The organism is Candidatus Paceibacterota bacterium, assembly GCA_028716825.1.
Classification (GTDB): Bacteria; Patescibacteriota; Minisyncoccia; order Minisyncoccales.
Genome location: JAQUPA010000015.1, coordinates 1 through 17,516 on the forward strand (window position 1 = coordinate 1; position 17,516 = coordinate 17,516).

Below are 17,516 nucleotides of genomic sequence, written 5' to 3' on the forward strand. Positions count from 1 at the left end.
CCAGGACGGCTACGTCCGCGACCGGAAGATGAAGAGGACCGCAGCACTGTTGCTGAGCAACGAGACCGCCCACGCTTCGATCTACTTTATGCGTGAGATGACCTTTTGAACCAACCGCCAGATTGCGAAGCACCCCAAAAAGGGCATGCATAAGGGTCACATCAGGTAACTGGACAGACTCCTTTTTTTTCTGAACCCTCTCGTCCTTGAAGGTCTTTTGGGATATGTTCCCCAAGACCCTTTCGAGGTTAAGGTTGACCGGTGTTGAGTTATCATCTTTGTCGTGGACTACGAACCGACCATCACCAGTTACTTCACCAAGAACCTCGCAAGGAACTTTCTCCCTCTCGCAGATCGATTCAAATTCAGCTATCCTCTCGGGACGGATAAGAAAGCCGCACCTTTCCTGGTATTCGGCAATCCAGATCTTAAGCACTGAAAGGGTTGGATCACCCAGCCTTATACGCCTGAGTTCTATCCTGCCGCCGGCTTTCTCGACAAGCTCCTTTAAGACGTTGGCAGGACCCCCAGCACCTTGATCATGGATGCTCTCGATGGGATTTTCGTCTCCCATTTCGATGCAGGCGCGGATGACGCGGTTCATCTTCTGTTCCATTTCCGCGTCGCCCCGCTGAACTGCATTGAAGTCAAGCTCCTCTTCGTTCTCTCCCTGGAGCTTACTGGAAGCTGAGCCACCGCCGACTCCAATACCGTAAGCAGGACCGCCTACCTGAACAATGAGCATCCCTTGTAGGGCCTCTTTCTTCTCGACATGCCTTGCGTCTATCTGACCGATACCGGCGGTGAACATAATGGGCTTAATCCAGCCCCAACGTTCACCGTCAGAAGACCTAAGGTCAAACGATCGGGTAAAGCCAAGAACAACTGGCTCGCCGAACTTGTTGCCATAGTCGCTGGCACCATCGCTAGCCTTGATCTCGATGGTAAAAGGATCTGCCAGGCTTGACGGATAAGTAAGACTTTTATCTTCCCAGGGCAGATCGTAGCCCGGAATAAGAAGATTGCCTACGCAGTACCCTGCTGTTCCTACGATTACAAGACCACCCCTGCCGGTTGCTTGCACATCGCGAATCCTGCCACCTGTTCCTGTCTCAGCGCCTGGAAAAGGCGCTACACCCGTAGGAAAGTTGTGCGTTTCAGCAGTTAAGATGGGATGATAACGCACCTTATGTCTTCTGAAAGACGAAGACTTGCCGGGATTTTCTGGCAGGATAGTTAGGCAGTCATATCCGCTGATAGCGCTGGAATTGTCCTTGAAGGCGATAACGCTATTTCCTGGATTTGCCTCTAGGGTGGACTTTACGATCTCCAGTAGTGTCTCTGGCATCTCGACTCCATCGATGATCTGTTTCCCCTTAAAATAGCCGTGGCGAGAATGCTCGCTATTGGCATTATCAAGGTCCATGATCTCGACTATGGTGGGATTCCTTCTCTCTTCTTCCACAAAGTAGTGATAGTAGAGATTTCTGTCCCACTCGTCCATAGCAAGGCCGGGCACCTCAAGAAGTGCATCCGGACCCTTCTCTATCATAGGAATATGATAGACGAGTTCGGGTACGATGCCGGTCTCGAAAGATTCCAGAGGTCGATCATAAAGACACTCTATCATACGATCGTGGTTGTTGACGATAAAGCTGGACCTGTCCATTTCTCCTGAATGGACATACCGTCTCGATCGCTCCAACCGTCGTACCTTGATCAATCCACAAACATGGCAAATTGCCGTTGCATTAGTTGAGTAGGCTGTTTCAAAGTTCAGCCTAGGCCCCAACTCAATGATCCCGACCTCAGCCGCGTTCAGAAATGACTGACGTCCAAATTCTTGCGGTGCAAAGGTCTCGGCAAGAAGCCACTCAAACTTTATCAACTCCTTCCTTTTTAGCGGACTCGATACTTCGACGTAAAAACAGTATTCTCCGTCGAAGTCGTGCGACAACCGATAGAACCTCTCAATCACTGTCATTACTTCTCTCCTTTCATCTTTTTCAATTCAAAAATTTTCCTAATTAAAATAAAAGGTACATCTGTACCTCCATTTAAAATATACAATAGATTTCTTATAAGTCAATCAGAAAAACAGCCCTTTCGGGCTTATGTTTATTTCTTTCTGTTAAATATTTTTCTGTATATTTTCACAAAATCTATATTATCTGCAATTAACTCCCCTATTATTGCAAATGGAATTGCTATTAAAACTATAATTCCAACTATTCTTAATGTTATTGGCTCACCAGTTGTTACTTTTATGGCAATTAAATCCTCTGCTATTCCAATTACAATACCAAAAATTAAAAACTCAAATATCACTTCTAGCTTTCTTGAATCCATTTAATTATTTTTTATTTAAATTATAAGCCTCTTTAACGTATGAAAGAAGTTCTTTATCTATTTCTTTTTTGTTATAAATCTCAAAATAATAAAGAAATCTTCCTGGTGACATTTGTATCATTTTCCAAATTTTTTTGCTTTTAATCTTACGATCCACCCGAAAATCAATTCTTATTTTATCTTTTAAGGCCCAAACTGCGCCAAAGGTATAGTTACTAACCAAATGAATACAGCAGGGCAAAGATTCTATTTTTAGTGGTCCCACGTTCTTTTGAATTTCTTTTTTAAAATATTCAAACAATTCTTTCGCAAGTTCCTTATTTTTAAAATGGTTTTTAATCGGATATACAACACAAGAATGCGCTTGATTTTTTTTCTTAAACTCTCTTTTGCATTTTTTACACTTCCAAAGTTTTTGTTCCATATTCTCTTATTTATTTAAAATTTTAATAACTTTATTTTTTGAAGTAAACCCGGAAATAATTTTTAAATTTGAGACAGGAATGTTTAAGTTTTTTGCTAAAACATTTAATATTGCCTTATTTGCTTTTCCTTTATCGGGCGGTTCTTTAGTCCAAACTATAAAGTGATTTTTATCTATTTTTTCAACTTTTTCTTCTTTTGCTTTTATTTTTACTTTTATAAAAATTTTCATTTTTTATATAGAATAACCAAAGTTTTTTGGCATAAAAAGCTCCTCGTATTGTTTGTTAAAAAAGTTGTCTGTCATGCCAGATATAAAGTCCACAACTTTTCTTTTGTCGTTTGTCTTTTTTAAGTATTCTCTACTTCTACTGTTTAAAAAGTATTCATAAATCGGTGAGGAATAATTTTTATTTTTGACATCTTCACAATACTTCTTAAATAAATCCCAAAACATATTCTTAATTTTTTGCGTTTCAGTTTTAATTTTGGAGTTAAAATAAATTTTTTCAAAGTTAAATTTTCTTAAATAATTTAAGTTTTTAAAAATATCCTTACTAAACGCAATATATTCTTTGCCGTAACTATTTTTTATAAGATCCTCAACTAAACTATTTATTATTTTGTCATTTGAATCTCCTAATCTTTTTTTTGCCTCAATCGGCATTTCTTCTCTTTTTATCAATTTAAGTCTTACCGCGTCTTCAAAGTCTCTTCCAATATAGGCAATAATATCTGAAATCCTAACAACGCATCCTTCAAGAGTCATTGGAAAGATTCTTTTGCTGTAATTCTTTTTTAATAAGCAGTTTTTATATTCTTCGTCAAATTTTTTCCAGGTTTTTTTTCTATTCGGGAAATATTTCTCATTAATCATCTCACCATTGTGGCATAAAATACCATCTAAAACTTGTAAAGATAAATTCAATCCTTTGCCATGCTGACCTATGTCTTCCAACAATCTTACGCTTTGGGCATTATGACGAAAAAATCCTATCTTATTTTTTTGGCATATTTCGTCCAACGCCTCTTCGCCCTCATGTCCAAAAGGCGCATGTCCCAAATCATGGCCCAGAGAAATTGCTTCAATTAAGTCTTCATTTAATTTAAGACACCTTCCAATTACCCTGCCAATTTTTGAAACAAACTGAACATGTAAAACTCTGTGCGTTAAATGATCGTTGTTAAATAAATAAAAAACCTGTGTTTTGTCTATATAACGGGTATATGCAAGAGAATGTATTATTTTATCTGTATCGTGAAAAAATATTGACCTTAAATTTTTTTTATCGGGTAATTTTTCTCTTTTTGGATATCTTCTCACCCCATCATCGCTCCTGCAAGCATAGGGAAAAAATTTCTCTTTTTCTATTTTTGAATTATTTAAAATTATCTCTGAAAATATTTTATCTTCTTTTTTCATGGATTTTATTTTAAATTCTCCCACAAAAGGATACCTCTTTCAAGATTAAGATACATTTAGATCAAGTAAAAAATAAAAAAACAATGAAAGAAATAACATTCATTGTTATTGTTAAAAATAAAATCTTTCTTTTGTTTTGGCAGGGCAAAGCATATCTCAAAAGAAAGTTCTCGATTAATATGACTATGATTTCTAAAACTATCAAAAAAGTCCAAAAAATATTTGTCTTCCTGAAGATTAAAAAATAATAATTTAAAACGAAAAGAACATAATTTAAAAAAGGATGGGTTACGAGATTGACTAAAATTATATTTGTTATTTCTATTTTTCTCCGAAAACCAAAAATCAACCCAATTATTATTTCCAAAAATAAAGTCAGAAATAGGGCTAAAAAATAATTAAGAGTGAACATTTCTTTTCTTTAAAAAGACTATCCCTCCTAAAGAAAAAATAATTATGGTTCCAGCCAAAATTCCCGTTTTAAAAAAATTGCTTGTTCTCCTAGAACCATCATTTGAGCCAGCTATTTTACAATATCTTGCTTCTCCCGCAGTTGCCGAGCCACTGTTTTCTAAAAAACGATAGTTAGAATTATCTTCATATTCTTTGCATTCGTTAGATTCAGAATCAATATTATTATAATGACAAGTAACCATTGTTTCGTCGGGATTGCAGCTTTCGCTTGGATAATCGGGATTTGGAATATCAGCATAAACGAATTGAAAACAAAAAAACATAACTAGCACTAAAATAAAAATTCTAATTTTGTTTATATTATTCATATGGGTCGACTAAAATTTCTGAAGTATTGTCCGGATTGCGATACCCGCCGACCGTTGGATCGTAATTTGAAAGAGGCAAAGTATATGAATTGCCTGTTGAGGGAGAAATTAAATCTGATTCATGACCCATAATGGCATCGCTAAACTCATGAGATGTTTTATCTTGAACACCATTTCTATATTCCCAAGATTCCATTAAAGGACTGGAATCATTTGCTAAATCGCTTGCTGAAGGTAATCTTACCTTATCTACTCCACCGGCTTTTTGAGGATTAGTTATCATAATGCTCTTTGCCACTCTTTCAAGAAGAGGTGCCCAACTTGACCACTTATTTTGAGTTGTCTGAAAGGCGGTAAGTAAAGCAATATACTGTCCATATCCGTTCATAACTCCAGCACTTGCCTTTATTTTTAGACGAGCACCAGCGCTATTTTTGCAGGTAAAAGTCTTTGTTTTCATAAGCCATGTCAGCCCCGTTGTTGGATCCTTAATTACTTCTTCTTTTGATTCATTTGTATATTTGACGTTTTGAAGTCCAACTTGTTCTATCATAAACGCAATAAATGCATCGGGGTTACTTTTGCCATGCCAACCAACAGCAACAGCAGATGACGCTCCAGTATTTTTATCGTCTTTATCTATAATATCAATTCCGCTTTCGTTGTCAGTTACCAACCAACCCTTTGGAACTTTTGCAGAGAAAACTTCTCCTTTGTATGCCACTAAAGTAATATTTGAGTTTACATATTCTTTATTCTCAACTTCTTTTTTGGGCTGTGCTGTCGGCTCTATGGTTATTAATTCTTCTTTTTCTTTCTTTGTACCTATTTTATAAAGATAGATTAAACCAGCTAAAGTTAAAGCTAAAAAAACAAATAACGAAAAAATAACTATAATAATTTTCTGATTTTTTTTATTCATAACTTTATTTATTAACAAGGTGTCTTATTTTACCTTCTGCATAAAGCTGTTTTATCTGTTTTGCAGTTAAAGCTGATTTATATATTCTAACTTCGTCGATAATTCCATTAAAAGAGGCTCCTCCAAGATAGAAACAGCCAATACAAACACATGTATTATTTGTAAAACTTGATGCATAACCTATTGCGAAACTTCCTTCTTTTTCTTTATTTCCGTTTACGTATAACTCATTTAAGTTATTAGAACGATGCGTAGCTATTATATGATACCATGTCTTTATGCTTGGCGCCCAGTCAGTTTTAATATAAGTATAAGTGGTTCCGTTTCCTATTAACATTGCAATATTTTGAGCTGTTCCCATCTGAAGATTAAAGCCATCTGCCGCAGCTCGTTTACTTGTCAAAAGTCCGTTCCAAGTACCAAGCGTAGAAGCTCTCGCCCATGCCTCTATAGTAAATTCAGAATAAAGTAATTTTTGTTTACAATTAACATCTATCATGTCTACACGTTGGCCGTTTACCAACAAAGCCTTTCCTACCTTTGCGTCATCTGTTTGCTGCGGATTGTTATATGGAGTACCGTTAATTCCTTCATCGCTAGTATCTATATAAGGAGTAGTTAAATTATCAAATTTCCATTCCCCTACAAGTTCATTGGAAAGAGTTGTGCGTATGTTCTGAGAAAACTGCATTCCTTTGGATTCTTTGGTTCTTTGGCGTAAATCTACTACAGAAGCTATTACAACTCCTGCAAGGATTGCTATTATTGCAATTACAACGAGAAGTTCAAGAAGAGTGAAAGATTTTTGAGAAGATTTTTGCATTCTATTCCCAGGTTATTTTTATTTCATCATAAGGATCGTTCCAAAATATACATTTTGTTAATTCTAAATTTGTTTTTTTGCTCCCTGTTGCCATCTCTACAATTTTTACAATATAACCGCCAATGGAATAATAAAGCGCAAGGTGAAATTTTTTAAAATTATTTATGCGAAAAACAACATATTTCTTTTCAAGGTTGCTTTCAATTAATTCAAGTTCACTAAAAGCATAATGCCTTTTCCAAAGCTTTGCAGATTCTTTAAAGGTTTTTTCGGGAGATATAATATATTTTATTATAAGTTTTGTGAAAAAAGTTGTTGCAGATAGAAAATACCCTATCTTTTGGGCATCTTTTTCCTCCCAACCAAGATAATCTAAAATAGCAACAAGAATTAGACATCCCTGCGCTTGAGGTACCCATTTTAAAGAATCCCCCTTATAAAGCCCTTCTAAATCCATGGGGTAGCCAACCTCTTTTAATTTTTTCTCCACAGCTTCCACACCTTCCTTTCCCTTTATATCAAAGATAAAACTATAATACGTATTAAATGTAGCGAGCCTTACATTTCCCTCAATATTTATTATTCTATCTGCTTCTTCTTTTGTAAATTTCACAGACATATTTTTTTATTATCCTTCCAAAGAAAAAAGAAGTCAATGAAAAAAAATATTTTTTGTTTAAAATTAACCCCTTAATGTCCCAGAAAAAATCTGCCAAGCAAGAGCTGATTTTGCAATTAAGCTTAAAAGAATATAAATTACCTCTCCATACAAATAATTTTTCCAGCGGCCAACCTTCTTGTATTGCAAAACCATGTTAATGGCAAATATATTAAAGAAAACAAATATGGAAGCTAAAATTCCATAAACAAATTTTGGAATAACATCTCCAACCGAAGATACGGCTCCCTGAAAATAAAGAAAAATTACAATCCAGGGAACTATCCCCGCAATACAACCAAAAACAAAAGAAGTCCAATTTGTTTTTTTGGTTGTCTGGTTATGAAGCTCCATCACCAAACCAAAGAAAATCATCATTGCGTTTAAAGCAAAGATTAAAATTAAGCTTGATAAATCATACATTCCACAAAGCATTGCAATTACAACAATCATTAAAGAAGAAGATACTGCGTACTCATACCAACGAGCATAGTTAATATTTTTCTTTAAGTTTTTTACATACCATTTATATAAAACCGTTGCCAGTAAAAAATGAGCAATTGCGGATATAAAAAGAAAAGCCGCCACAATGGGACCAATTCTTAAATCAAATAACTGGTTTTTTACGGGATCAATGCTCTTTGTTGCGATATCAAAATTTAAATAAGAAGTTGTAACTGGTAATGAAAAATCATTGCTTAAAAGTAACATTAATGTTGCTTGCAGAAAATGGAAAACCCCCATAACAGCATTATAAATACGAAGCTTCTTAAATGTTTCTTCGCTATAGTCTAAAGTTTTTTCTTTTTTCATGATTTTATTTTTTGTTTTTTTCGACCTTTTTAGTTTTTACTTATATCCATTTCAAGTGCCCTTTTGATTTGTGGAATTTCAAGTGGATTAATGTCTCCAAGAGAGTTTCCTCTATAGCTTTGAATTACTTTAACTCCCTCAATATCAATTGCAATCCTATTTTCTGAGGCTAAAATTAAATTTGGTTCTTTAATTTTTCCTTTCGCGGGACCTTTATTAATAAAACATTTTCTTGCATCCATAATAACAAGGTCAGCTGAAACTATTTTATTTAACTCTGATATTTTCTCCTGTAAATGTCTTGCATGTAAAGAAACACGCTGATATGGCTTCATAAAACCAACTGAAAGTTTCAAAGCTCCTGTATATTGAGCTAAAAAATGAGTTTTTAAACATGGGAGTAAAATAACTTTATCTGCTCTGTCCAAAAAATTTGTTACGGAAACTTTCTTTAAATATTTTCCTTCTGGAATTTCCTTCTTTATCCATTTTCGCTCTTCAAAAACATAAATCCGAGGTGGTTTTGGCATTTTTTCCAACTTAAAAACTCCCAATTCTTCCATTACCTTTCGTGTATTTATACTCATTGTAGAAGAATCCCCTATCATTACAATTTTCGGATCACATTCATAAACTAGCTCAACAACAGTTTTTAAAAACTCTAAATCTGTTGAAGCAGGAAAAGGATCGGCCGTATTAAAATTCGGCTTTAGTAAAACTGTCTCTCCCGGATTTATAAAATTTTTAAAGCCGCCTATTTCACTAACGGCTGCCAAAACAGAACTTTTTAAATTCTCACTAACTTTTATTTTGCTTACTTTTTCTATTTCCATAGATTAATATATTTTACCAAAAAAATATCATTTTTATAAATAAAAAGACCCTTTGTTTAATCTCGCGGGTCTTTGGGTCTTCTACGAGGGCCTTCGAAAGAACGAAGGATTGTTCAGGTCTTCTCTGTATCCTTTAGATAGATCGAGAGGCATTCTGAACATTGTCTGGATCTGGGAAGATCAAAAAACGCTTCTTTTGGCAAGATAAAAGCGTCTTTTCTTCGATTACCACACACGACATCCGTGTCTGGAAACCAAAGATGGATCTTCTTTTTTCCCTCTTCTACCTCCTGTGACTGTGGTTCTTGCGATCTTTTCCTTTTCCTACTTAAGAATCTCAATACTTAACCTCCTTCTTTTCCTTCCAGAAGACTTTCGCCTTCCTTCCTTAGTTCCTCTGAAATCTCAAACAGTCCGTATGATACTTCGCATAGAATCTGAATCATAGCTCCCAGCTCTTTTGGGCTTTGAATCTTTTCGGGAATTTCCATCACGAGCTCGTGGAGCTCAACATACATTCCCAAAAACCTGGATAACCTTTCTTTTTCTGCTTCCTCGTTTCCTTCTTTGCCCATGCTTGATGCTATCTTTTCCGAAATCTCTCGCAGTCTCTTCCTCATCTCTTCCACTGCTTCTTTTAAGTCGGGATTAAGATTCCTCGTCCTAAAAGAATGAAGAAAGATTATGTTATCTTTTCCCATTTATATCAGCTCTCCTTCCTGACTAGCCTTTTATGTTCTGCCCTATTATGCCATAAAATAAAGATATTTTCAACCCAAACCAAAAACAAACCATAACCAATATGGCTATCTCTATTTATTTTTAGTGTGAAATTTTCTTAAAAATTTTTTTCTAACAACTCAAAAAAATCTTTGTCGAGCACATCATAAGCCTCTCTATTAAGATGAGAATCATATTTATCTACTGCAAATCTTTCTTTTAAATTACCCGAATTATCAACTAAATTATTATAGAAATCAAAAATAATTATATCTTCGGGATATTTCTTTTCTAATTCAAGCAACCATTTGTTGTATTGTTTATGGTTCCATTTCAAGTATGAATCTGTTTCTGCCGCAACCCTAGGTAAAGCATTTCCAATTATTAGTTTTAATCCTTTATTCTTGGCAATTCTATAAACTTCCTCTATGTATTTTTTGTTTTCTTTTAAATTATTATTTGCCTCTTCTTTTGAACCTCCATGAAAATCAACAAAACAAAATTTAAAAAAAGCTACTGGTTTTTCATTTGCTGAAAGGTCGTTTATATATTCTTCAAAACTGGAAGCAATATCTGGCGGTTCATAAAGGCCTTTATATTCTAAAACATAACCTTTTCTCTTCGCCGGCGTTTGAACATCTGACCCCCAGTATTCAAACCACCCTGCCATAACCGAACGTCCAAACATCCAAACATTTTTTTGTTGCGTTTTTTCTGAAGTTTCCGTTGGCTCTGCCGTCACAGTCGGCTCTGTCTCTAAAGCTTCTTTTTCTCCTGGTGCTCTTTGTTTGTAAATATAAAATCCCAACGCAATAAAAATAATTAACAATGCCACAATGATTAAAAATATTTTTGTTCTCTCCATATTTTTATATTATTTATCTACTAAGTGACGACCTTTGCTTTGCACATAAAGTTGTTGAATTTCATGGGCTGTTAGGGCACGATTATAAATTTGTACTTCATCTATCCACCCATCCCAATAACCTACCTTAAAAGCCCTTCCAATATCAAAAGTTGTATTTAATATTTGAGCATTTAGGGTTTGATTTCCTGGTATCTGTTGCTCTCCGTTTATATACAAAAAAATTTTGCTCCCATTCCAAGAAAAAATAATATTATTCCAACCCGATTTAAAGTCAAAATTTGATATTGAAATTCCATTTGTACCCGCACCACTACATATCATTGTTCTTAAGGTACGAGATGAATTAGTACCATACCAATCAATTGAGTATGCAATACCAGAAATTGATCCATTCGCAGTTTTGGAAATAATACCCCTATAAGCGGTTGAAGTAGAATCGCTTGGGTAGTTTCTATTGGATTTTGCCCATACATTAATGGTCCCTGTTGAAGTAAGGTTAAACTCTTCTTTAATACCGCAATCAAGGAATTGATTTGGGATAAACCTTAAAGCGGTTCTCACTTTGCCATCTGCCGATGTAGCTCCAGTAACTGTACAATTATTATCATAATCACTAGAATCTCTTCCTGGATTTACTGAATCATCAAAATTCCACTCTCCTGTAAGTTCATTGGAAAGAGTAGTACGTATGTTTTGTGAAAATTGCATTCCTTTGGATTCTTTGGCTCTTTGGCGTAAGTCTACTACAGAAGCTATTACAACTCCTGCAAGGATTGCTATTATTGCGATTACAACTAATAACTCCAATAATGTGAAAGATTTTTCTTTTCTGTCCATTAAATTATTGTTTTCTTGAATTATATAATAATTTTACTTCTTCATCTGTTATTCCACGGCTTAAAATCATAGCTTCTGCTATTTCGCCATTAAGATAATATGCCGTTGATGAACCATATCTTCCTATTGTCCTGTCTGCAAAAGATCCTATCAAATTACCAGTAGTGCCCAAAGACCCCATATACTGACCATCGATATAGGTTTTTTTTGTTGAGCCATCAAAAGTAAAACCAACATGATGCCAATTTCCATCTGTTAAACCAGATCCATGATTTGAAACAAATCTGCCACCACTTGTATAAAGCCCCGTCCTTAAAAGCCCTGTATAATAAATACTTATTTCAAGATACTGTCCACCAAAAACAATATGATATGTGCCAGCAGGAGATCCTGTTGTTTTAACCCATGCAAAAGCAGAAACCTGGTCTTTATATCCAAGATCATTTGGCAAAGCAATATAATCACTAGTGCCGTTAAATTGTAAAGTATAGTTTAGTCCATTAAGTTGGTTTGTGGTATTCCAAGTAGCTCCATATATAGTTCCCTGGTTTTCATTTCCACTAAAATCCTTAATTATTATTCCTTTTGCTTCTTCAAAATACCAAGCCCCTGCGATAATGGAGCCTAATTGATTCTCTATACTTCCCGTATAAACTTTTAAACTTGATTCTCTCGCTCTTTCTCTCACGTCAAAAACCCCAATTAAAACAATTCCTGTTAAAATAGCAATTATTGTAATTACAACGATTAACTCAAGAATAGTAAACCCTGTTGAATAGCGACTTTGTAGCTCCCGCTTTTCGGAATTCAACAAGGTAAAAGAATTTTCTTTAGAATTTTTAAACATGTATTAAAAATCTAAATCTAAATATTTTAAAATTATATCAAAAAAATTAAAATAAAAAAAATAAAAAGCGCTCTTTAGCGCCTAATTTAAAAAGTTAATATTTTTTCTTATTTAAAATTTTTATAGAAATCTATCGGATCGTACCAATTTTCTAATTCTTTATTATTTTGTACATAACCCCTGAGATCAAGATTATTTTTCATTATTGCAAAATGGAGATGTTTCCTTTCAAAATCTGTTTCTCTTGTTTTTCCCTTGCCAAGAATCGCAATTCTCTCTCCCTTCTTTACGGTATTTTTTTTAATAAAACTTTCTTCTGATAAATGTCCGTAAAGAATATAAAATTCTTGATTTACAATATCGCACTTTAAAATTATTGTTCCACCGTACCCCGAAACCCATCTTTTCAAAATAACCTCGCAATCGTAAATTGCATAAATCGGAACTTCTTCCATAGTATTTTCATATTCAACATCAACGCCCGTATGATAGCCCGAGAAACGCTCAGGCCGAACTGGAGAATTTTGAGGGGTTATATAAATTCCAAAAGTTTTTTTTGTTATTCTTTCTTCAAATTCCGCTATTGGGAAAGATAATTTTGATATTTCTTTTTCTTTCTTTATTGCTGTCGGTGAAACATCTGGTTGTATTGTGGGCAAGTTATTTATTTCTGAAGATTGACTGCCTTTTTGATAACAAAATAATATCCCTGCTCCAATAAGGATAATTGTCAAAAAAATTAGAATAAAAATTATTATTTTTTTCATTCTTTTTCTTTAAACTTTAAAGAAATTGAATTTACACAATGGCGTAAATTTTTCTCTGTCATTTCTTCGCCCTCAAAAACATGCCCAAGGTGTGCTCCACATTTTGCACAAACAATCTCTGTTCTCGTACCATCTGCATCTGGGATTCTCTTGATGGCTCCTTTTATTTCATCATCAAAGCTTGGCCAACCGTAAGTAGATCTAAACTTATGCTCTGACTTAAAAAGAGGATTTTGACATCTTTTACAAACATAAACTCCCTTACCAAAAAAATTATTGTATTTACCAGAAAAAGGTTTTTCAGTCCCCCTTTTTATAATAATTTTTTCTTCCTCTGTTGTAAGTTTATTTTTTTTCATTTTTTTTATTAAACATGACAGCTTCCTCCTTTTTTCTGAAAATATTTTTGATGATATTCTTCGGCTTCATAAAAAGGTTTTACTGGTTCAATTTCGGTCACAATCGGTTTTTTATATTTTGCTGATTTTTCTAATTCTTTTTTTGACTTCTCTGCTAAAGATTTTTGCTCTGGCGTATGATAAAAAATAACTGACCTATACTGATTTCCAATATCGGGCCCCTGTTTATTTTTTGTTGTGGGATTATGAATTTTCCAAAAAATCCTTAGTAAATCTTTATAAGAAACTTCTTTTAGATTATATTTTAGTTGAACAACTTCGGCATGTCCTGTATTTCCCATACAAACTAATTCATAACTTGGATTCTTAACTGTTCCACCCATAAATCCAACATTAGTTGACTTTACACCTTTTGTATTATAAAAAACCTCTTCAACTCCCCAAAAACAGCCCGCACCAAAAGTAGCGACTTCGAGTTCTTTTTTAGTTTGTACCATATACTATATATTATTAATAAAAAAATATCTCTTTACAAGAAAAAGAAAATGGCGAGGAATCCGTAGACCCCTCGCCATGTTATCTGACCTCCTTTTTGTTCTTAAGCCAAGCGCTTCTCCATCTCGTACTGCTGATGCGCATATAGCGCAGGATTCCCCTGCTGGGCCAGGATGTTAAGCGCAGCCTCCATAGCATTTGCCTCTGGCCAAACAGTCATCAAGGGAACATTAGAGGGCATACGGATGTTGCTCCATATGTCTTCCGGAAAACAATCCAACGTTGCGGGAATTGCAAGAACCGGCCAGGTTGTGTGTGCTGCCAGGATCGGACCAAGTCCATTGCTTCTGCCTACTTTGGCAACGATTACTCCACCCCTTGGGTAGTCTGAAATAAGCCGGTTGAGCTTATCCAAGCAATCTCTGGTCGACTTATGACCAGACAGGGTTACTTTTTCAAAAGCAAATAACCCTGTCCTTATAAGATTGATCGCTTCTTTGCTTGGAAATTCCGGAAACAAATCTTTCTTGGAACCTCGCCATAAGACAAGCACCTGCCCCTCGGGTATGCGCAGTTGAGCTGATAGACCGGCAACGAATTGGTAGTTCTCTTCTATGAGTCCGAGGTCTCCACCGTCGCGGAAAACCTGTTTACTGAGCTCTTCCCATTTCTGGGTCCTGAGTCGCCAGCTATCATTGTCGATGACATCTGCAATTACAATTCGGCCGTTGGGACTTAAGCCGAACTCGATCTTCATGTCAATCAACCTAAGAGCAAGGTTTGCCCAGGCCCCTTCAAGGACCAGGAATGTCTTCCGAAGAAGATCTTCCATCCTCGCAATAAAGGCTTCACTACACGAGGATGCCAGGACTAAGTTACTACTTACTTCCTTGCTTAAGTCGGCTTCCTTGTCCCAGGCGGGCTTTTTGGAATGAAAAAGATCCCATTTCTCACTGTAAACATCTACAATAAGGGGATCTTCTTCTCCCTTTAAAGAATTAAGCCCAAGATCAACCGGTTCTCCTTCTACTGGTGAGACGATCCCCTTAGCGGTCTTGAGAAAAAACTCGCAATAGAGTTTCTCAAAACGATAGGGTATCTCTGAATTCTCCATCTCGGGATGACGCTTCAGGAAGCTCCCTACAGCATATCGCCGGGCGACAGCTTCAAGTGGAATCATTTTGCACCTCTTGGCCAGAAATTCCGTTGGCGAGAGCTGCTCTACATAAGCCACCCGCAGACCCGTTTTTGCTAGCAATTCGAAAACACGGCAAGTGGTCTCTGTAGAAGACCTAGCCTTGGTTCCAAATTGCTTGGTAAAAGAAGGATCATCGTGGGCAGTGATATCGTCCTTGTTTTTTATCACAACAAGGTCTTTATTTCCTTTTACTGCCCGCACTACCTTGGTTTTTCCCTCGCTTATCACCTCACCAAATTCATATTCTCCAGACATCTTTACCTCCTCCTAAAACATCTTTTTCTTATTAACAAAGAAGGTCTCTCTCAACTTATATAAAAAGCCTTTTGACTTATAATTTAAAGAGCTGAAATATTTTTATAATATTTTTATAATAATTTGTCAATAAAAAAACCGCCTCTTACAAGACGGCAATTATGTCTTGGTTGTTTTATTCTTCGGGGTTTAGACGGAAAAACAAAATTGCAAAGATAATCATTATAATTGACCAAACCAAAAGCCCCAAAACGTCTGATTTTATTGCCGCTATCTTAACGCCCTCTGTCATTACAGAACGAAGTCCGTTTGCTAAATAAGTTAGTGGTAAGTATTTAGAAATACCTTGCAACCATGCTGGCATCGCCTCTATCGGAAAAAATACGCCCGACAAAAATAGCATTGGGAAAACCACAATATTTGCAATTGGTGCTGCTGATTCTTCAGTCTTTGCAAAAGAAGACATGGCAAATCCCATGCTGATAAAAAGGAGAGAGCCCAGAGAAACTAAAAGTAAAATCAGAAAATAGTTTCCAACAACATTAATGTCAAAAACCAAAACAGCAACCCCCACAATTACAACTACTTGCATTATCGACACAAAAATTCTTGTTAAAACCTGACCCGCTATAAAATCAATTGATTTCATTGGCGTTACCAATAACCTCTTCATAATGCCTTTCTTTCTGTATTGAACTAGAACAAAAACAATTGAAAAAACACCCATCTGCATTATTGCCATTGCAACTATTCCGGGAATTAAAAAATCAATATATTTTAAGTTTTTAGCACTTATTGCTTCCTCTTCAATTTTAAATAAACTCGGCGCCCCAGTTATTTCTCTGTTTATGTTATTAAACATTTCTTTCAAAACTGTAGTTCCTGCAAGGGCTTGCTGTTCTTTTCCTTTGTTATAATAAATCTTTATTGTCGATGTTTTTGGCAATAAATCTGATGGACTTACTTTTTTTCCTTGTATAAGCGCTTCTTTTTGAATAACCGCAACATCTGGATTTTCTAAAAAATCGGATGGCAAGATCATAACCAAATCAAAATCTCCTTCTTTAAGTTTTGACATTGCTCTTTTCTCATTCATTTTCTTTACAGAAATTATATCTACTTTCTCCATTTCTTTTATTAAATTTTTACTTTCTTTTGTTTCTGCGTTATCTACAATCGCTATATTAGATTTCCCGTAATTTTCAAAGTTCATTGAGCCGAAAATAATCATAATTAAAAGTGGCAAAAACAAGGTCCAAAAAACTCCGGACTTATTGCGGAAAAACATTTTCATTGAAGCTCCTGTAAATTTTAATGCGGTTTTCATGTTATTTTCTATTTTATTCTCTTAAACTTCTTCCTGTTAAGTTCAAAAATACATCCTCGAGTGTCGCTTGTTTTACCTGGAGGTTTAAAAATTCAATATCATTTTTATTGTCATATTCAACCAAGCTGTGTAAAATTTGCTCAATATCTGTTGCATGTAGAATATAAGAATGGTCAAATTTTTCTACTTTTGTAACAGTTTTGAATTTCTTAAGATCTTCCTTTGGAATATCTTCTTTTGTGGAAAATTCAATTGTTGAAGTTTTTGCGTATTTTTTAATTAAATTATGGGGTGTATCAAAAGCAACAATTTTTGCTTTATCCATAATAGCTATTCTATCACATAAAAATTCTGCTTCGTCCATATAATGAGTTGTTAAAACTATTGTCTTGCCTTTTTTATGAATTATTCTTATTAAATCCCAAAGATTATGTCTTGCCTGCGGATCAAGACCCGTTGTGGGTTCATCTAAAAACAAAACTTTTGGATCATTAACCAGGGCTGTAGCAACAGACATTCTTTGTTTTTGTCCTCCTGAAAGTTTTTCAACGTATTGTTTCTTTTTATCAAAAAGCTGAACTTCTTTTAAAATTTTCTCGGCATTAACTTTACGATTATAAAAATTACCAAAAACCCTTAAAATCTCTGCTAAATTTAAATACTCAAAAAAGGATGTCGCCTGAAGCTGAACTCCGATAATCGATTTTACTTTTTCTTTTTCTTTCTTAACATCTAGATTATTAATCTTAATTTCGCCCTTTGTAATTTTTCTCAACCCTTCCATCATTTCTAAAGTTGTTGTCTTGCCTGCTCCATT

22 protein-coding genes are annotated in these 17,516 nt (G+C 35.1%); 1 reads left to right on the top strand and 21 read right to left on the bottom strand.

The genetic code is table 11. The annotated features are described in order from the left end of the window. The 5 genes from PHI88_02950 to PHI88_02970 all read right to left on the bottom strand — a co-directional run. Positions 1-1,984 (bottom strand): AIR synthase-related protein (locus PHI88_02950; GenBank protein ID MDD5552086.1); only part of this gene is annotated, 1,984 nt, incomplete at its 3' end. A gap of 134 nt (positions 1,985-2,118) precedes the next feature. Then, positions 2,119-2,349, bottom strand: a complete 231-nt coding sequence (locus PHI88_02955; GenBank protein ID MDD5552087.1) for a hypothetical protein — start codon at positions 2,347-2,349, stop codon at positions 2,119-2,121. Between the two features lie 4 nt (positions 2,350-2,353). Next, positions 2,354-2,773 (bottom strand): DUF5655 domain-containing protein, encoded by a 420-nt coding sequence (locus PHI88_02960; protein ID MDD5552088.1) that lies wholly within the window; start codon positions 2,771-2,773, stop codon positions 2,354-2,356. 6 nt (positions 2,774-2,779) lie between these two features. Further along, positions 2,780-3,004, bottom strand: coding sequence for a DUF167 domain-containing protein (locus PHI88_02965; protein ID MDD5552089.1), 225 nt, complete (start codon positions 3,002-3,004; stop codon positions 2,780-2,782). Positions 3,005-3,007: 3 nt separating this feature from the next. Next, positions 3,008-4,195 carry an HD domain-containing protein gene (locus PHI88_02970; protein MDD5552090.1) on the bottom strand — a complete coding sequence of 396 codons (1,188 nt, stop codon included), beginning with the start codon at positions 4,193-4,195 and terminating at the stop codon, positions 3,008-3,010. An 83-nt stretch (positions 4,196-4,278) separates the two neighbouring features. Here PHI88_02970 and PHI88_02975 point away from each other — a divergent pair, with 83 nt between their 5' ends. Then, complete coding sequence (locus tag PHI88_02975) at positions 4,279-4,443, top strand: hypothetical protein (GenBank protein MDD5552091.1); 165 nt, start codon at positions 4,279-4,281, stop codon at positions 4,441-4,443. 150 nt (positions 4,444-4,593) lie between these two features. Here PHI88_02975 and PHI88_02980 read toward each other — a convergent pair whose 3' ends face one another. From PHI88_02980 to PHI88_03055, 16 genes are all read right to left on the bottom strand, one after another. Beyond that, on the bottom strand, positions 4,594-4,977 hold the full coding sequence (locus PHI88_02980; GenBank protein ID MDD5552092.1) for a hypothetical protein: 384 nt from the start codon (positions 4,975-4,977) through the stop codon (positions 4,594-4,596). Then, positions 4,970-5,899, bottom strand: coding sequence for a hypothetical protein (locus PHI88_02985; protein ID MDD5552093.1), 930 nt, complete (start codon positions 5,897-5,899; stop codon positions 4,970-4,972). Before PHI88_02985 ends, PHI88_02980 begins: the two co-directional genes overlap by 8 nt. A 4-nt stretch (positions 5,900-5,903) precedes the next feature. Further along, positions 5,904-6,722, bottom strand: a complete 819-nt coding sequence (locus PHI88_02990; protein ID MDD5552094.1) for a prepilin-type N-terminal cleavage/methylation domain-containing protein — start codon at positions 6,720-6,722, stop codon at positions 5,904-5,906. Between the two features lies 1 nt (position 6,723). Beyond that, entirely contained in the window at positions 6,724-7,341 is a 618-nt protein-coding gene (locus PHI88_02995; protein ID MDD5552095.1) for a hypothetical protein, read from the bottom strand. Positions 7,342-7,404: 63 nt separating this feature from the next. Continuing rightward, positions 7,405-8,193, bottom strand: a complete 789-nt coding sequence (gene heR, locus PHI88_03000; GenBank protein ID MDD5552096.1) for a heliorhodopsin HeR — start codon at positions 8,191-8,193, stop codon at positions 7,405-7,407. A gap of 29 nt (positions 8,194-8,222) precedes the next feature. Next, complete coding sequence (locus tag PHI88_03005) at positions 8,223-9,026, bottom strand: DUF362 domain-containing protein (GenBank protein ID MDD5552097.1); 804 nt, start codon at positions 9,024-9,026, stop codon at positions 8,223-8,225. Positions 9,027-9,370: 344 nt separating this feature from the next. After that, entirely contained in the window at positions 9,371-9,727 is a 357-nt protein-coding gene (locus PHI88_03010) for a hypothetical protein (GenBank protein MDD5552098.1), read from the bottom strand. Positions 9,728-9,864: 137 nt separating this feature from the next. Further along, positions 9,865-10,611 (bottom strand): hypothetical protein, encoded by a 747-nt coding sequence (locus PHI88_03015; GenBank protein ID MDD5552099.1) that lies wholly within the window; start codon positions 10,609-10,611, stop codon positions 9,865-9,867. A gap of 9 nt (positions 10,612-10,620) precedes the next feature. Continuing rightward, a complete protein-coding gene (locus tag PHI88_03020; GenBank protein MDD5552100.1) occupies positions 10,621-11,451 on the bottom strand; it encodes a prepilin-type N-terminal cleavage/methylation domain-containing protein in 831 nt (276 codons plus the stop codon). Positions 11,452-11,455: 4 nt separating this feature from the next. Then, positions 11,456-12,298 carry a prepilin-type N-terminal cleavage/methylation domain-containing protein gene (locus PHI88_03025; GenBank protein ID MDD5552101.1) on the bottom strand — a complete coding sequence of 281 codons (843 nt, stop codon included), beginning with the start codon at positions 12,296-12,298 and terminating at the stop codon, positions 11,456-11,458. Positions 12,299-12,405: 107 nt separating this feature from the next. Then, on the bottom strand, positions 12,406-13,065 hold the full coding sequence (locus PHI88_03030) for a M23 family metallopeptidase (protein MDD5552102.1): 660 nt from the start codon (positions 13,063-13,065) through the stop codon (positions 12,406-12,408). Further along, positions 13,062-13,424: a methionine-R-sulfoxide reductase gene (locus PHI88_03035; GenBank protein MDD5552103.1), complete on the bottom strand. Its 363-nt coding sequence runs from the start codon at positions 13,422-13,424 to the stop codon at positions 13,062-13,064. The genes PHI88_03030 and PHI88_03035 overlap by 4 nt, the downstream gene beginning before the upstream one ends. Positions 13,425-13,432: 8 nt before the next feature. After that, positions 13,433-13,921 (bottom strand): peptide-methionine (S)-S-oxide reductase MsrA, encoded by a 489-nt coding sequence (gene msrA / locus PHI88_03040; GenBank protein MDD5552104.1) that lies wholly within the window; start codon positions 13,919-13,921, stop codon positions 13,433-13,435. A gap of 101 nt (positions 13,922-14,022) precedes the next feature. Beyond that, positions 14,023-15,372: a phosphoribosylaminoimidazolesuccinocarboxamide synthase gene (locus tag PHI88_03045; protein ID MDD5552105.1), complete on the bottom strand. Its 1,350-nt coding sequence runs from the start codon at positions 15,370-15,372 to the stop codon at positions 14,023-14,025. Positions 15,373-15,547: 175 nt separating this feature from the next. Beyond that, positions 15,548-16,699: an ABC transporter permease gene (locus PHI88_03050; protein ID MDD5552106.1), complete on the bottom strand. Its 1,152-nt coding sequence runs from the start codon at positions 16,697-16,699 to the stop codon at positions 15,548-15,550. A gap of 13 nt (positions 16,700-16,712) precedes the next feature. Then, on the bottom strand, positions 16,713-17,516 hold an 804-nt coding region (locus tag PHI88_03055; GenBank protein ID MDD5552107.1), incomplete at its 5' end, for an ABC transporter ATP-binding protein.

Coding starts and splice junctions, on each gene's coding strand:
- PHI88_02970 (MDD5552090.1), bottom strand. CDS start 4,195: ATGAAAAAAGAAGATAAAATATTTTCAGAGATAATTTTAAATAATTCA.
- PHI88_03030 (MDD5552102.1), bottom strand. CDS start 13,065: ATGAAAAAAATAATAATTTTTATTCTAATTTTTTTGACAATTATCCTT.
- PHI88_03005 (MDD5552097.1), bottom strand. CDS start 9,026: ATGGAAATAGAAAAAGTAAGCAAAATAAAAGTTAGTGAGAATTTAAAA.
- PHI88_03050 (MDD5552106.1), bottom strand. CDS start 16,699: ATGAAAACCGCATTAAAATTTACAGGAGCTTCAATGAAAATGTTTTTC.
- PHI88_03045 (MDD5552105.1), bottom strand. CDS start 15,372: ATGTCTGGAGAATATGAATTTGGTGAGGTGATAAGCGAGGGAAAAACC.
- PHI88_03015 (MDD5552099.1), bottom strand. CDS start 10,611: ATGGAGAGAACAAAAATATTTTTAATCATTGTGGCATTGTTAATTATT.
- msrA (MDD5552104.1), bottom strand. CDS start 13,921: ATGGTACAAACTAAAAAAGAACTCGAAGTCGCTACTTTTGGTGCGGGC.
- PHI88_02955 (MDD5552087.1), bottom strand. CDS start 2,349: ATGGATTCAAGAAAGCTAGAAGTGATATTTGAGTTTTTAATTTTTGGT.
- PHI88_03020 (MDD5552100.1), bottom strand. CDS start 11,451: ATGGACAGAAAAGAAAAATCTTTCACATTATTGGAGTTATTAGTTGTA.
- PHI88_02960 (MDD5552088.1), bottom strand. CDS start 2,773: ATGGAACAAAAACTTTGGAAGTGTAAAAAATGCAAAAGAGAGTTTAAG.
- PHI88_02975 (MDD5552091.1), top strand. CDS start 4,279: ATGAAAGAAATAACATTCATTGTTATTGTTAAAAATAAAATCTTTCTT.
- PHI88_02985 (MDD5552093.1), bottom strand. CDS start 5,899: ATGAATAAAAAAAATCAGAAAATTATTATAGTTATTTTTTCGTTATTT.
- heR (MDD5552096.1), bottom strand. CDS start 8,193: ATGAAAAAAGAAAAAACTTTAGACTATAGCGAAGAAACATTTAAGAAG.
- PHI88_02990 (MDD5552094.1), bottom strand. CDS start 6,722: ATGCAAAAATCTTCTCAAAAATCTTTCACTCTTCTTGAACTTCTCGTT.
- PHI88_03025 (MDD5552101.1), bottom strand. CDS start 12,298: ATGTTTAAAAATTCTAAAGAAAATTCTTTTACCTTGTTGAATTCCGAA.
- PHI88_02965 (MDD5552089.1), bottom strand. CDS start 3,004: ATGAAAATTTTTATAAAAGTAAAAATAAAAGCAAAAGAAGAAAAAGTT.
- PHI88_03010 (MDD5552098.1), bottom strand. CDS start 9,727: ATGGGAAAAGATAACATAATCTTTCTTCATTCTTTTAGGACGAGGAAT.
- PHI88_02995 (MDD5552095.1), bottom strand. CDS start 7,341: ATGTCTGTGAAATTTACAAAAGAAGAAGCAGATAGAATAATAAATATT.
- PHI88_03035 (MDD5552103.1), bottom strand. CDS start 13,424: ATGAAAAAAAATAAACTTACAACAGAGGAAGAAAAAATTATTATAAAA.
- PHI88_02980 (MDD5552092.1), bottom strand. CDS start 4,977: ATGAATAATATAAACAAAATTAGAATTTTTATTTTAGTGCTAGTTATG.